The 14249-nt window shown below is 49.7% G+C and carries 12 protein-coding genes, 1 tRNA gene and 1 other annotated feature; of the genes, 1 reads left to right on the forward strand and 12 read right to left on the reverse strand.

All coding sequences use genetic code 11. From position 1 onward, the window contains the following. Positions 1-28 precede the first annotated feature (28 nt). The 7 genes from rlmB to mutY form a co-directional block, all read right to left on the reverse strand. On the reverse strand, positions 29-751 hold the full coding sequence (rlmB, locus tag DXB83_RS14360; RefSeq protein WP_055221331.1) for a 23S rRNA (guanosine(2251)-2'-O)-methyltransferase RlmB: 723 nt from the start codon (positions 749-751) through the stop codon (positions 29-31). Between the two features lie 243 nt (positions 752-994). Continuing rightward, the gene (locus DXB83_RS14365; RefSeq protein ID WP_055221333.1) at positions 995-1354 is read right to left on the reverse strand and encodes a Mini-ribonuclease 3; all 360 of its coding nucleotides are present in this window, start codon (positions 1352-1354) and stop codon (positions 995-997) included. A gap of 107 nt (positions 1355-1461) precedes the next feature. Then, positions 1462-2145, reverse strand: coding sequence for a serine O-acetyltransferase EpsC (gene epsC, locus DXB83_RS14370; protein WP_055227154.1), 684 nt, complete (start codon positions 2143-2145; stop codon positions 1462-1464). A gap of 100 nt (positions 2146-2245) precedes the next feature. After that, positions 2246-2480: a binding site (T-box leader), on the reverse strand. Between the two features lie 42 nt (positions 2481-2522). Beyond that, positions 2523-5150 (reverse strand): cation-translocating P-type ATPase, encoded by a 2628-nt coding sequence (locus DXB83_RS14380; protein ID WP_118697779.1) that lies wholly within the window; start codon positions 5148-5150, stop codon positions 2523-2525. 262 nt (positions 5151-5412) lie between these two features. Then, complete coding sequence (gene ispF, locus DXB83_RS14385) at positions 5413-5961, reverse strand: 2-C-methyl-D-erythritol 2,4-cyclodiphosphate synthase (protein WP_022463066.1); 549 nt, start codon at positions 5959-5961, stop codon at positions 5413-5415. A gap of 26 nt (positions 5962-5987) precedes the next feature. Further along, a complete protein-coding gene (locus DXB83_RS14390) occupies positions 5988-7004 on the reverse strand; it encodes a glycosyltransferase family 2 protein (RefSeq protein ID WP_055267469.1) in 1017 nt (338 codons plus the stop codon). Positions 7005-7041: 37 nt separating this feature from the next. Continuing rightward, a complete protein-coding gene (mutY, locus tag DXB83_RS14395; RefSeq protein WP_055267466.1) occupies positions 7042-8109 on the reverse strand; it encodes an A/G-specific adenine glycosylase in 1068 nt (355 codons plus the stop codon). A 148-nt stretch (positions 8110-8257) separates the two neighbouring features. Here mutY and DXB83_RS14400 point away from each other — a divergent pair, with 148 nt between their 5' ends. Further along, complete coding sequence (locus tag DXB83_RS14400) at positions 8258-8890, forward strand: HAD family hydrolase (protein ID WP_226906388.1); 633 nt, start codon at positions 8258-8260, stop codon at positions 8888-8890. 86 nt (positions 8891-8976) lie between these two features. Here DXB83_RS14400 and DXB83_RS14405 read toward each other — a convergent pair whose 3' ends face one another. The 5 genes from DXB83_RS14405 to DXB83_RS14425 all read right to left on the reverse strand — a co-directional run bounded on the left by DXB83_RS14405 (position 8977) and on the right by DXB83_RS14425 (position 14094). After that, positions 8977-11400, reverse strand: a complete 2424-nt coding sequence (locus DXB83_RS14405) for a L,D-transpeptidase family protein (RefSeq protein WP_118595585.1) — start codon at positions 11398-11400, stop codon at positions 8977-8979. Between the two features lie 181 nt (positions 11401-11581). Then, the gene (locus DXB83_RS14410; RefSeq protein WP_022463061.1) at positions 11582-12028 is read right to left on the reverse strand and encodes a threonine/serine exporter family protein; all 447 of its coding nucleotides are present in this window, start codon (positions 12026-12028) and stop codon (positions 11582-11584) included. 41 nt (positions 12029-12069) lie between these two features. Continuing rightward, positions 12070-12831 carry a threonine/serine exporter family protein gene (locus DXB83_RS14415; RefSeq protein WP_118697778.1) on the reverse strand — a complete coding sequence of 254 codons (762 nt, stop codon included), beginning with the start codon at positions 12829-12831 and terminating at the stop codon, positions 12070-12072. A 389-nt stretch (positions 12832-13220) separates the two neighbouring features. Continuing rightward, positions 13221-13820: a DUF4230 domain-containing protein gene (locus tag DXB83_RS14420; protein ID WP_055268449.1), complete on the reverse strand. Its 600-nt coding sequence runs from the start codon at positions 13818-13820 to the stop codon at positions 13221-13223. Between the two features lie 203 nt (positions 13821-14023). Then, positions 14024-14094 (reverse strand) — tRNA-Trp (locus DXB83_RS14425). Positions 14095-14249 lie beyond the last annotated feature (155 nt).

A 14249-nucleotide genomic window follows, 5' to 3' on the forward strand; every position in this document is an offset into this window, starting at 1 on the left:
CGGAGCGTAATGTGATTTTCCGCAATTTCTAGCAGCTTCTCTGTCTTACAATCTCATAAGCGAGCACGCCGGCTGCCACGGAAGCGTTCAGAGAGTCGATATCGCCTTTCATCGGAATTGTGGCTGTGAAGTCGCAGTTTTCTCTCACCAGACGGCTGACACCCTCTCCCTCATTTCCGATTACAAGGCCGATCGGTCCTTTGAGGTCGAGATCATACATTCTCTGTCCGTTCATGTCCGCGCAGACAAACCAGATGCCCTTTTCCTTCAGCATTTCCATGGTCTGCACCAGATTCGTCACCTTTGCCACCGGTGTGTAATTTAATGCACCTGCCGACGTTTTGGCAACGGTTGCTGTCAGGCCGACTGCGCGGTGCTTCGGCACGATGACACCATGTGCGCCTGCCAGGTTTGCGGTACGGATGATCGCACCGAGGTTATGCGGATCCTCAATGCCGTCCAGCAGAAGGATAAATGGCGGCTCTCCTTTCTCCTCTGCGCGCGCGAGGATGTCCTCAACGGTTGCATAACTGTAGGAAGCCACCTGTGCAATGACACCCTGATGCTTTCCGGTGGTGGACAGCTCGTCAAGACGTTCTTTTTCTACATAATTGATGATGGTATCGTGTTTTTTCGCCTCACGGATGATCGTGCGGATCGGGCCGTCCTGGCTGCTTGCAAGGACGAACAGCTTGTCCACGGTCTTGCCGGAGCGGAACGCCTCGATGACAGCATTTCTTCCCTCTACCATGCCGCCTGTAAACTCCTCATCCGCCTGCTGTACTTCCTGTTTTCTGTCTCTGTCACGGTAATCTCGTTTCCCCTTAAAGTCACGTTTTTTTCCGTCTCTTCTCTCAAAGTTTCTCTTGTCGTTTCTGTTGTTTTCTCTCATATCATTCCTGTTCCGCGGTCCCAAAAGCAGTGGGAACTTTTGCTTTTTCAAAAGCCCCACTGCCCTGCCGCTTCTTTTTTATTTTCTGAATCTTATCTGCTCTCACACTTCGCCAAGTCCTGCCCGGATCAGGTCGATCATCCGCTTGTAATCCCCTTTCAGGTACAGATACCCCATCACGGCCTCAAACCCGGTTGCCCGGCGGTAGTCGATCGTGGACGCATTTTTTGCCTTGGTATAGGATTTCGCATTTCTGCCTCTTTTATAAATCTGTTTTTCCTCTTCGGTAAACAGCGGCTCCAGAATTTCAATCATCGCCGACTGTTTCTCCGCCTTTACAAGCCCTGCCGCATGGCGGTGCAGCTTGTTGACCTGCATATTTGCTTTCCGCACCAGAATCGTGCGGATGACGATCTCATACGCAGCATCCCCGATGTAGGCCAGCGTAAGCGGCGAATACATGCGGATGTCATGCTGTTCCAGTCCGAATACCTCCGAAAGATAATCCTTCTCCCCGAAAACTGCCTCTGGAAAAAGCTCCTCGTTTTCTGTCTCTTTGCCCACTTCCGTCACTTCTGTTCTGTCCTTTCTTTTTTCCTCATCTGACGCAGCTCGCCCTCCAGCTCGAGCACACGGTTCGTAAGCTCCGTATTCTCCTGCTGCAGTACTTTGATATCCTCGAAAATCGGGTCCGGCAGATGAATGTGATCCATGCTTTTTCTCGGAATCCGCACATCATTCTGCTTCACAATGTGCCCCGGCACGCCGACGACGGTACAGTTCGGCGGAACCTCCTCGATCACAACCGATCCGGCTCCGATTTTGGAGTTTTCCCCGATCGTAAACGATCCGATGATCTTCGCACCGGCGCTGACCATAACATTGTCCTTCAGCGTCGGATGACGTTTCCCGGTCTCCTTACCATTACCGCCAAGCGTCACGCCCTGATACAGCGTCACGTTGTCTCCGATAATGGCTGTTTCTCCGATAATCACACCAGAACCATGATCAATAAACAATCCCTTTCCGATCGTCGCACCCGGATGGATTTCGATACCGGTTTTTCTCGCTGCCCGCTGTGAAATCCATCTGGCCAGAAAGTAATGGCCTTTCAGATATAGCTTGTGCGCCCGTCTGTACTTCAGCATAACACGAAATGAAGGATACAGCAAGACTTCCATGGGAGAATGTATCGCCGGATCCCGCTCCTGAATCACCTGAAATTCCTCTTTAAAATACGCGAAAAAACTCATCTTTCCTCTCCTTGCCTCCTGCTGGGACTTTTCCGGATTTTTATTTCTTACCATCATTCTGCATAACAGTAATATTCAAAAACGGAGCTGTTTCATCTCCGATAAAGACGAAATAGCTCCGTGGTTCCACTTTACTTTAAGGGCACACCTGCCCTCTTCTTTTCTTCTGCATAACGTGCAGGACCCGTGCCGGACTACCCACTTTTTCCGCTTCACCCGGCCAGCTTCCGGACGCACTTCAAAAACCCTCGTTTCAGGCAGCTTCCAGCCCCATTTGTCTGCCATTCTCTGTGAAACAATTCTGATTTTCTACTTTTTCCGTTCCAAGCCTTTTTCTGTTTCCGTTTGTTCTAGTTTATGCAAATTTTTCTCGTTTGTCAAGCAAATTTCCGCCGGATCCACTTGCTGATTTCGACCGCCGGAATGACAAGCAGTCCAAGGCCGATCGCCACATCATATTCCAACGCGCTGATCCGCTCAAAACCGAACGCACTCGACAGTACCGGGATGTAAATGACGGCGGATGTGAGGACAAATGAGAGTGCCATCGCGCCCCACAGATACTTGTTCTGATGCTTCATGTGGAAAATAGAACCTTTCCGTGATCTCATATTGAAGGAATGGAAAATTTCCACCATAGAGAGTGTCAGAAACGCCATCGACATGCCGTCCGGGCTGTTGACGATTTCCCAGCGGCCGGCTTCCAGATAGTGGCCGATGAAGTAGGACGCCAGCGTCAGCACCGTAATCACGATGCCCTGAAACGCAACATCAAAGCCGAGGCCGTCCGCAAAAATACCGTCATCCGCATTTCTCGGCGGGCGTTTCATGATGTCTGCCTCACCGTCCTCCATACCGAGCGCCAGCGCCGGGAAGCAGTCCGTAATCAGGTTGATCCAGAGCAGATGCACCGGATTTAAAATCGTAAAGCCCATCAGCGTCGCGCAGAAAATCGACAGCACCTCGGCAAGGTTCGATGCCAGAAGGAACTGAATTGCCTTGCGGATATTATCGTAGATTCGTCTTCCTTCCTCAACCGCCGCGATGATCGTCGCAAAGTTGTCGTCCGCGAGCACCATATCTGCCACGTTTTTCGTCACATCCGTTCCCGTGATGCCCATTCCGATGCCGATATCCGCACGCTTGATCGACGGCGCATCGTTGACTCCGTCTCCTGTCATCGCGGTGATTCTGCCTTTCCGCTTCCACGCATCGACGATCCGCACTTTATGCTCCGGCTGGACGCGTGCGTAAACAGCATATTCCTCGATTCTCCGGTCAAGCTCCTCATCGCTTAACTGGTCAATCTCGGCTCCCGTTACCGCTTTCCAGCCCGCCTCCAGAATACCCAGCTCTTTTGCAATAGCAACCGCTGTGTCTTTGTGGTCACCCGTAATCATCACCGGACGGATGCCTGCCCCGCGGCATTCCCGGATCGCATCGACTACTTCCGGCCGCACCGGATCAATCATACCGCAAAGTCCTAAAAAGCAGAGATCCTGCTCCAGAAAGTCCGGCTCCTGGGAGGACGGCATCTGGTTCCACGCTCTTCCTGCTGCCGCCAGCACGCGGAGTGCCTGGTCTGCCATCGCCTTGTTCTGCGACAGGATTTCCTGCCGGAATGCTTCTGTCATCGGCTGTTTTCTGCCGTCACGCCAAACGGAGGTGCACCGCTTCAGAATCTCATCCGGTGCGCCTTTTGTGCAGGAAAAATACGTTCCGTCGTTTGCGCGGTGGATCGTTGTCATGCGTTTCCGCATCGAATCAAACGGCGCTTCCCCGACACGCGGATACTGGACGGACAGGCTCTTCTTCGGGCATCCCTCTTTCTGCGCATCGTTGACCAACGCACATTCCGTCGGTTCTCCGACTGCCTCGCCGTTTTCGTCCGGCTCCGCATCGGAGCAGAGTGCCATGACGGATACGAGACGTTTTATATCGCTTCCCTCATGTTTTACCACGGTCATCTTATTCTGTGTCAGCGTTCCTGTCTTATCCGAGCAGATCACCTGCGTACAGCCGAGCGTCTCGACAGCCGTCAGTTTCCGGATCACCGCATTCCGCTTTGACATTTTGGTCACACCGATGGAAAGCACGATTGTGACAACTGCCGCAAGTCCTTCCGGAATTGCCGCTACGGCAAGGCTGACGGCTACCATAAAGGTATTTAAGATGTTCTGCGGCGTCACGCCCTCTTTTAAAATGCCGACAACGAAAATCATGGCACAGATGGCGAGCACCATCACGCTTAAGATTTTGCTGAGCTGGTTCAGCCGCTTCTGCAGCGGTGTGCTCTCATCCGCCGACTGCGTCAGAACATGGGCGATTTTTCCCATCTCGGTTTTCATACCCGTTCCGGTGATAACAGCGCGGCCGCGGCCATAGACAACGGTGCTTCCCATATAGACCATGTTTTTCCGGTCCCCGAGCGGAACCTCGCTGGCTGCGCCGGCGTTCAGAACATCCGCTGTTTTATTGACCGGGACAGATTCTCCGGTCAGCGCTGCTTCCTCGATTTTCATGCTGGCGCTCTCTAAAATACGGCCATCCGCCGGAACAGCATCGCCCGCTTCGAGAATTACAATATCACCGGGTACGAGCTCCTCGCTCTTTTTCACTTCCATTTTCCCGCCGCGCATCACCTTCGACGTGGCTGCCGCGATCTCCTGCAGAGCTTCAATCGCTTTCTCTGCCTTGCTCTCCTGCAGAACACCGAGCACCGCATTAATGATGACAACGGTGAGAATAATGACCACATCAGCGTACGATTCGCCTTCATACGCCGATGTGATGCCGGAAATCAACGCTGCGGCGAGCAGGATCAGGATCATCGGGTCTTTCAGTTCTTCGAAAAACCGCTGCAGATTGCTCTTCTTTTTTCCCGCCGCCAGCCGATTCGGTCCGTGTTCGGAAAGCCGCCGCGCAGCTTCCGCCTCGGAAAGTCCCTGCTCCGTTGTCTGTAACTCATCAAGAATCTTCGAACTTTTTTCCAGATACTCTTTCATTTCCATCCGTCCTTTCTTCTGAAAACGCTTTTTGCGTTCCTGTGATAAGTTCCCACTGGTACACCGGTCTCTTTCTATATAGAAAAAGACCTATCCGCACCATATTTGTTGATACAGATAAGTCTTGTCATTTCATACAAAGCCAGAAGAAATGCTTTTTCTTCGGTTGTTGGCCTTATAGCGTCACGTATGCCGCCGACTACTCCCTTATTCTTCTTCCAGTCTACCACATCTTCCGGCCTTGTGCAATCGCATTTCTCTTTTATTCTTCTGCGTTCTTTGCGCATCCCGGGCAGCCGCTGCATCCGCCTGCGATCCGGTCGTCCGGCATCAGGTCGAGTGCCTTGGAAATGCAGCAGATCGCCTGTGCGGAAATTCCCTCTTTCTTTCCGGTAAAGCCAAGTCCTTCCTCGGTCGTTGCCTTGATATTGACCTGATCCTCTTCGAGATGAAGCGCCTCCGCCACATTTTTCACCATCGTGTCGATGTATGGCAGGAGCTTCGGCTTCTGTGCAATAACGGTTGCATCGATATTTTCAATCAGATACATCCGCTCCTCGAGCATCTCACCCACTTTTTTCAGCAGTTCGATGCTGTCTGCGCCCTCATACGCCGGATCATTGTCCGGAAAATGGCGTCCGATGTCCCGCAGTGCTGCAGCGCCGAGAAGCGCATCCATAATGGCATGGACCAGCACATCTGCATCGGAATGTCCCAGAAGGCCATATTCATACGGGATTTCCACACCGCCCAGAATCAGTTTCCGGTTTTCCACCAGTTTATGCACATCGTAACCCATTCCTACTCGCATTGTTCGTTCCTCCGCTTCGTTACTTTCTAGTTAAATCCATACAGTTTCTGCGCTACCTTGTAGGCATAGACTGCAATTTTCTGTCCCGGTTTTGATTTGCTGCTCATAACAGTTCCGAAAATGCCGTGGCGGATGCGGAAGTAATCGGCTGCATCCTCCTGTTTCAGGTATCTCCAAAGATCGTTCTTTTTCTCGAGATTTTCTTCCGTTCCAGAGCGCATCATCATCACGGAAGAAACCGTCATAATAATGGTCAGATAGCTGATCATATATTTCCGCAGGTGCTTCGACAGCCCTTTCTGTTCACCAAGGTAATCGATCATCAGCTTGTTGACACGGATCTGCTGGTCAATTCTGCCGATCATGACTTTCTCGTTAACCGACTGGTCGGCTCTCCCGATAAAGTAGCGGTAGAAATTGACATCGAGATAATACATCGTTTTGACGTACGGAAGCGGAATAAACGCAACCAGATTATCCACATAGAAGGTGTGCTCCGGCAGCTTCATGCCGCACTCTCTTAAAAGAGAAGTCCGGTAAATCAGCGAATGCATCAGCAGATAATGTGTTTTGCCGAGAGCTTTCGCCTCATCCCATCCGAAAAAGCGGCCTTCCGGCAGCGATTTCGCATAGCGCATCACACGTTTTCTCTTGGCGCCCTCTTTTTCATACACATAGTTACTGATCAGAAGGTCGAGTGTTTTCGGTCCGCGTACGACTTCTGCCAGAACATTTAAAATCTTCTGGTATGCCTCTGGGTTTACCCAGTCATCACTGTCCACAACCTTAAAGTACAGACCCGTCGCATTTTCCACACCCGTGTTGACTGCTCCGCCGTGGCCCTTGTTTTCCTGATGAATCGCTTTTACAATCGTCGGATATTTTTCCTGATAGCGGTCTGCAATCTCTGTGGTTCCGTCCTTGGAACCATCGTCCACGATCAGAATTTCTACTTCTTCTCCGCCGACCAGCAGCGAATCGATACATTTCTCCATATATGCTTCTGAATTATAGCATGGTACTGCAATTGATAAAATCTTCATCTTTTTTCTCCCTGCTCTTTTTTGCTCTTCTGCCGTTTCAGGCACGTTCCAGATCTGTATATTTTGCGTATTCCGCAAACGCAGACGGAATGGCATATCTTTCAGCCGCGGTTTTCGCATCCGCAAAAATCAATCCGGCTTTTTCTTCCCCTTCCTGCTCCACATCGTTTCCTGCAATTTTAATAGCGTATCCTGTGATATGCCACTCGACATGGGAAAAAATGTGCTTGTACGGCGGCAATGCCTGAATATGAAGCGGCGTCACGCCGAATTTTTCTGCCTCTTCAAGTGCTTCCTGTTCGGAGAGCACGCCATCGAAGTTCGGGAACTCGTAAAGTCCCGCCAGAAGTCCTTTTTTCGGCCGTTTCCGCACTGCTGTGTGCGTACCGTCCAGAAATAACAGAACGGTTCTGTCTTCGATTCTGCGCGGCTTTGCGCTCTTTTTAAACGGATATTCCGTCCAGGTCTGATGCTGTCCCGCCAGACACTGGTCAAAAAGCGGACAGACTTCACATTTTGGTGCGCCGTTCGGCAGACAGACCATTGCGCCGAGATCCATCATCGCCTGGTTGAAGGCTCCCGGATCTTCTGCCGGCATGATTTCGGTCAATTCCGCTTCCACGCGGTTTTTCACGGACTGCTTTAAAATGTCCTCACCGTCCTCCCGGAGGCGTGCCATCACACGAAGCACATTTCCGTCCACCGCCGGCACCGGAATGCAAAACGCGATCGATGCAACGGCTCCCGCTGTGTAATTTCCAATTCCCGGAAGTCCTTTTAAGGCTTCGTAATCTGCCGGAAATACACCGTCATACACTTCCATAATTTTCTGTGCGGCCTTCTGCATATTCCGCACACGGTTATAGTAACCAAGGCCTTCCCAGAGCTTCAAAAGCTTTTCCTCGGGACAGACCGCAAGTGCTGCGACATTGGGCAGTTCACGCATAAACCGCTCATAAAACGGCTTGACCGCCTCCACCCTCGTCTGCTGGAGCATAATCTCGGAAACCCAGATTTCATACGGGTTCTTTTTTTCTCTCCACGGCAGCACTCTTTTATTTTCGCCATACCATTTCAATAATGGCTTTGTGATTGTGTCCTGCATAGTAATCTCCTGTTAATATATCATTCTTATTTTGCCACATTTTCCTCCAAAATGCAAAATAAACATTGCGCTCTCACGTGTTTTTGATTAAAATTAATAAATACTTTAAAAGAATAACCAAAACCCTTAAGATATGGAGGAAAAACTCTTGATCGACAGTATTATTTTTGATGTGGACGGCACCCTGTGGGACTCCACAGACGTTGTTGCCGACGCATGGAATCAGATTATGGAAAAAGAAACTGATATGACACCAAACCTCACCGGAACCGTGTTAAAAGGCCTGTTCGGCCGCCTGCTCCCGGATATCGCCGCCGTCATTTTCCACGAATATCCAAAGGAGCGCCAGTTAGAACTGATCGAGGCATGCTGTGCCAAAGAGCATGAGGCACTTCTTGCGACACCGGCTCCTGTTTATCCGGGACTTGTCGATGCACTTTCTATTCTTTCCAGACATTACCCGCTTTATATCGTAAGCAACTGCCAGGCGGGCTATATCGAAGTTTTTCTGGAAGCCACAGGCCTCGGTCACTATTTCAAAGGCCATCTCTGTCCTGGCGATACCGGAAAGGCAAAGGCAGACAACATCCGTACAATCATCGAACAGAACCATCTGCAGCACGCGGTCTATGTCGGCGATACCGACGGCGACTACAAGGCGACACGCGAGGCCGGAATCCCGTTTGTCCATGCCGCATACGGTTTTGGTCAGACCGAAAACCCGGACTACACCATCACTTCCCCGATGGATCTTGTCACACTGTTCGTACCGGAAAATTAATTTTTAACAGTTTCTTTCTCATAAAAAATACGCATTCCTGTTTTGATAACGGAATGCGTATTTTTTATGTTCTATTTCTTCTTTTCTCAGCTCTCGCCCTTACCTGGGTAATCATCGTCACCCGTATGGTCTCCCTGATCCGGTGCGCTCGGCTCCTGGGTCGGTTCCGGTGTGGACGGGGTCTCCGTCGGTGCTACGGTCGGCTCCGGCGTAGACGGGATCTCGGTCGGTGCTGTGGTCGGTTCCGGCGTAGACGGGGTCGATGGAGTTGATGGGGTTGATGGAGTTGATGGGGTTGACGGAGTTGACGGCGTGTAATCATCGTACGTGTAGGATGGCGTTCTCGTCGGCGTTACTGTCGTGGTATTCGTCGTATCATCGACATTTTCGTCATCTGCTTCCGGTGCCTGTGTCACAGTAAGCGTGTCTTCACTTACCTCATAAGCTTCGGAATAATAAATGATAACCGGTGTTCCGTCATCGACATTGTCATATAATGCCTGTGCCACTGCAGTCGGAAGTGCAACAGATCCTGTCGTCGATCCTGCAGTCAGATACAGGTTTCCGCCGAAACTACTTCTCCAGGAAGCATCGTAGAAACCAATCTCTCCGTTGAACGGAATCCAGGAATCCACATCTCTTTCCCAGGAATAGCTGCCGTCTGCCTGAAGCTCTCCGTGCAGTTTTTTCTGGCTTTCTTTTGCTGCGGTTGTGTAGATACCCGGCTTCGTGTAGCTGCTCTGCTCCATCAGACCGGTTACACAGTCACCGTCGACAACCAGATTTCCATCTTTGTAGAGCCAGATATGCTGACGGCTGGCATCAACCTCAACATACGTCTTGCCGAATCCGTTGTTCTCTGTGGAAGCAGCAAACTCTCTCTGCGCATACTGCGGCTCTCTTGCGTCTGCTGCGTGAGCATCTACTTCTTCTGCGATCTTTGCTATCTCCTGCTCCTGATCCACTTTCCATCCGTAGCCTTCCTGGCTGATGGTCACGCCGCCTTCGATACCGGTTGCCGGGAAGGTGTGATCCTTGCCATCGGTATCAATCGCTGCCGCAAGATTTGCCACATATTCTTTTACTTTTTCATTCCACTGGTTTTCATCTTTGGAATAATTTCCATCCGCATCGACCGCCAGCCAGTCTTTCATGGTATTTCCGTCAAGAACCTGTGTTGTTCCATCCGGCATACTGTATGTGATACTTGCGCGTACCAGTTCATTTAACTGATCCTTCTGTGCATTCAGTGTTTCGTCATCTGCTGTTACCAAGGTTCCGTCGTAAACGCCTGCTTTTTCAAGATCCACTTCGGTATCCGCATTGATCAGCGCGTTTTCGATGCACTGTTTTGCAAGGGTAAGATCCATTCCCTCACCCATAACAGCATCCACAATCTCAAACTCATTGTTCTGGAAGGTGATGTAGGCGCTGGCCGGTGCATTCTCACCGTCTGCGGACTGGAATTCGTCAAATCCATCAATCACCGCATCCAGTTTTTCCTGACTGTACTGCATGGTGACCTGGGAATCTTTCTCTTTTCCGCCATTTCCCAGGAACCAGAGGAAACTGTTCTGTTTCTTTAACACGCTCTCCACGCTGCCGTCTCCGGCGTAGGTGTAGTCGATGTCTTTTCCGCTGACACTCTTCGTATCATTGTCTTTGAATTTTACATTTAAGGTATAGTTTGCAGCCTGCTCTTTGATTTTCGTTTCTGCCTCTTTGGCCGTCATATCCGAGCAGTCTACTCCGTTGATGGTTGTTCCGTTGAAAAAATAATTCTGGTAATGGAACATTTTGCTTCCATAGAAAAAGCCTCCCACAGCAATAACAGCAACGGCTGCAACGGCGATAACCGCACCGCCTTTTCCCTTTTTCTTCTGCGGTTTTGCGCCATGCGGAATGTACTCTTCGTCGTCATCCTCATAATCGTCGTAGTCATCATCCTCATCGTCTATTTCCGGCATTGGGATATGGCCTACCGTGTCGCTGACGAGGCGCTCCATTGCGGCTTCCACCTGATCACCAAGCACTTCTTTCTCCGAACCCTTGGTCTCTGTCTTCTCTTCTCCCAGCAGATCATCCTCATCTGCGAATGGATCGTTGATGATCAGATCATCATCCACCATCACTTCTTCCGGTTCCGATTCTGTTTTTGTCTCCGCCGGCGTCTCTTCGATTTCTTCTTCCTCTTCTGTAAATTCCGGAATCTCGATGTCCTGCGTCACAGGCTCCACTTTGGTCTGCTTCATTTTCTGCTTCGCTTCTTCGTCTTTTGCACGCTCAGTTGCCTCAAGGACACTTCGCAGATTACTTAAATTTGCAGTCTCATCCGGGATGTGATCTTCGCTTTTTGTTTCTTTGCTTTCAAATTCAATGGAGTCTTCGATGTCTGCCAGTTCTTCCTGGAATGTTTCACCGCTCTCCTTTTCCGCCAGGTCACGGTCAATCTCTTTTTGCAGGGCAGCCCAAAGTTTACCGTCCTTTAAATCATCATCTTCAAACTTCATATTTTTTGCTCCTCATAGTTCTGTGTCTGCACTTTACTTACTTCTCTTCTTTTTTCCTTAAAAATGTCCCTATAGATTTCTTCTTTCGTCCAAGGGCACATACACTGTTAAGTATATCATAAAATCCGACAAAAAAAAGCAAAAAATTTGGTTTTGGCAAATTTCTCACTTTTTTCGTAAATCACCTATGGAATTCGTAAAAAAATACCTTCTGCAGCGCTTCTCCGAGGAAAATTCCAAGGGCAATTGCGCCTGCCGCGGTCGCTGTCTCTAAAAGATACGTTCCAACCATGTTTTCCGGCCCCATAACGATCGAGTAGACGATGCGGTACATACCGGCTCCCGGCACCATCGGAAGAATGCCCGGGATCACGAAAAGGATCACCGGCGCTTTGAAATGACGCGCCATTGCCTGGGAAACCAGGGCGACGGCAACGGCGGCAAGAAAGTTCTTCATCAGAATGCCGTCGTTGAATACTTCCACGATCAGATAGACCGCCCAGCCGATCATACCGACACCGGCCGTGTAGCATTCCAGCTTTTTTGGTGCGTTCAACAGTCTTGAAAATCCCCAGATTGCAACCCAGGCTCCAAGGGATTTCAGGATGATTTCACCTGCTATTCTCATATTTTTGCTTTAACCTCATCTTTTTTCTGTATCGGTTTTCTCTACCGCACCAGTGGACGGAGCAGCAGCATGCCAAGTCCCACGCCGATTGCGATGGCAGCAGCGGTTACAAACGCCTCAAGCATCCGTGCCGCACCGGAAATGTAGTCGCCGTGCAGGGTATCATACACCGCATTCGTGATCGCCACACCCGGTACGAGGGGCATGATCGATGCAATGATAATGACGTTCAGATCCATGGTCCCCGGCAGGTAATGAACACAGAGAATAGATGTGACCGCCAGCAAAAATGACCCGATACAGTTCACAAGAAACGACTGCATCCCGGCTTTTTTTCCTCCGTAAACACCGATTCCTGATATAAAACCTGCAAGTGCAGATGCCAACACTTCGTAGAACCCGGCTCCGAACATGATTGCAAAGCCTGCGGTCGTCGCCATCATCGCGAGCAGATTTTTTTTAATTTCCGGCTTAGCACGATAGATATCCCGCACCCGGTGGAACAGCGCATCCAGGTCGATATTTCCTTCGCAGAAATCGCGGGAAAGCTGATTGACCGCATGGATCCGGTTCAGATCCGTTGCACGGCTCTCTACGCTGCGCATAACAGTCATGGAATCCATCGACGGGTCATCGAGCGTTACCACAAAGCCGGTCGTCAGCGCCAGTACATCCGCTGTTTTCAGGCCGGACATGCGCAGCATCCGCAGCATGGTATCCTCCACCCGCCACGTCTCCGCCCCGCTTTCCAGCAGGATTTCTCCCGCCATGACCACGGTGTCCAGCAGCAGTTTATAGTCCATAGTTTTTGTCCTCTCAAATGTAACTCATATTTCACACATGCCAAACGATTGTACCATGAAGCAGTGTTCACTTTCAAGTTAATTCTATGCAAATTCGGCGATATCCGGGCGTTGGGATGTTCCGATGTTCACCCGCGCCATTCACAAATCTTTTCAAAGTTTCTTCAAACTCCATTCACACTTTCCTCACATATGACAACTATACTAAACGTATCAAAACAAAGGGACAACAAATCATCTTCCTCTATCTTTCAACCGTTGTCCCAACCTAATATTCTTTCCAATTTATATAGATTTTTCTTTTTCATAATGCCGGTGTTTCTGCCAGAAGAAATACCGGCCCTCCTTTTTTTATCCCCAAAAAGAAGTGCTGGCATCCCGTCTATGTACTATTCTTCAAATTTTACAACCAATGTCTTGTCCCCGACCGTCTCGGACAGCATTCCGGTAATCAGTGTTTTCGCCTGTTCCTGTGCCATCGTTTCCAGGTCATCCATTTCTTTCGTCTGCTGCTCTACATCCTCCTTCGCACTCGCGATTGCATCCATCGCATCTTCCTTCCGCTCCCAGTTCAGAAGCGCTGCCTTCTCATCGTAATACTGGATGGAATCATTGTCGATGGAAATATCAAAAATCTCCACTGCCGGAAGTGTAACTGTTACTTCTGAATCCGTCACCTCCGTATTCGCCTTCGCGAGATTCACGCCCGCACGTACCTCTGCACGGTATGTCATATTAAACGCCTTCTGCGTCAGAAACGGAATCGACCCGTCCGAGTAATGAATCAGCCCGTTATAAATCATCTTCGCCGACGTCAGCTCCCCCGCCGCCTCCAGCTTACTGTCAATAAACGTCCCCGTAATCTCCGGCTCCCGGTCCCGCCGCAGCGACTGCGTCAGATAAACAACCATTCCAGCAAGGATTACTACGATCAGAAGATAAATGACAGCTTTTACCGTGCCGCGGCTTCCATTTTTTTCTCTGCTCACGTTACACCCACTCCCTTCTCATGTTTCATTTTTCATTATTTTTGAATATGTTCTGTGGCTCTATTGTACCTTATTTACACCATAAAAAACAGTCCTGCTTTACAAAAATATCTTAAAATTCTGTAAATCCTGTTCTGTTAGACTTTTCTTTTAAACAATACGAAAAAAGAGTGAAGATTTTGTATCTTCACTCTTTCCTAATACAGGGGATGAGAGAATCGAACTCCCACCAAAGGTTTTGGAGACCCCTATCATACCATTTGACCAATCCCCTACGCTAGATATACCTTCAAAACCGCATACACTTAACATCTATATATCATACAATACTTTCTTTCCGAACACAACCATTTTCTGCAAAACTTTTGTTTTACATTTCAGGTCAAGCCCTCGACCGATTAGTAACAGTCAGCTCCATGCCTTACGGCA

It is taken from the genome of Blautia sp. OM06-15AC (assembly GCF_003481425.1).
In the GTDB taxonomy this organism is placed as follows: Bacteria; Bacillota; Clostridia; order Lachnospirales; family Lachnospiraceae; genus Fusicatenibacter; species Fusicatenibacter saccharivorans.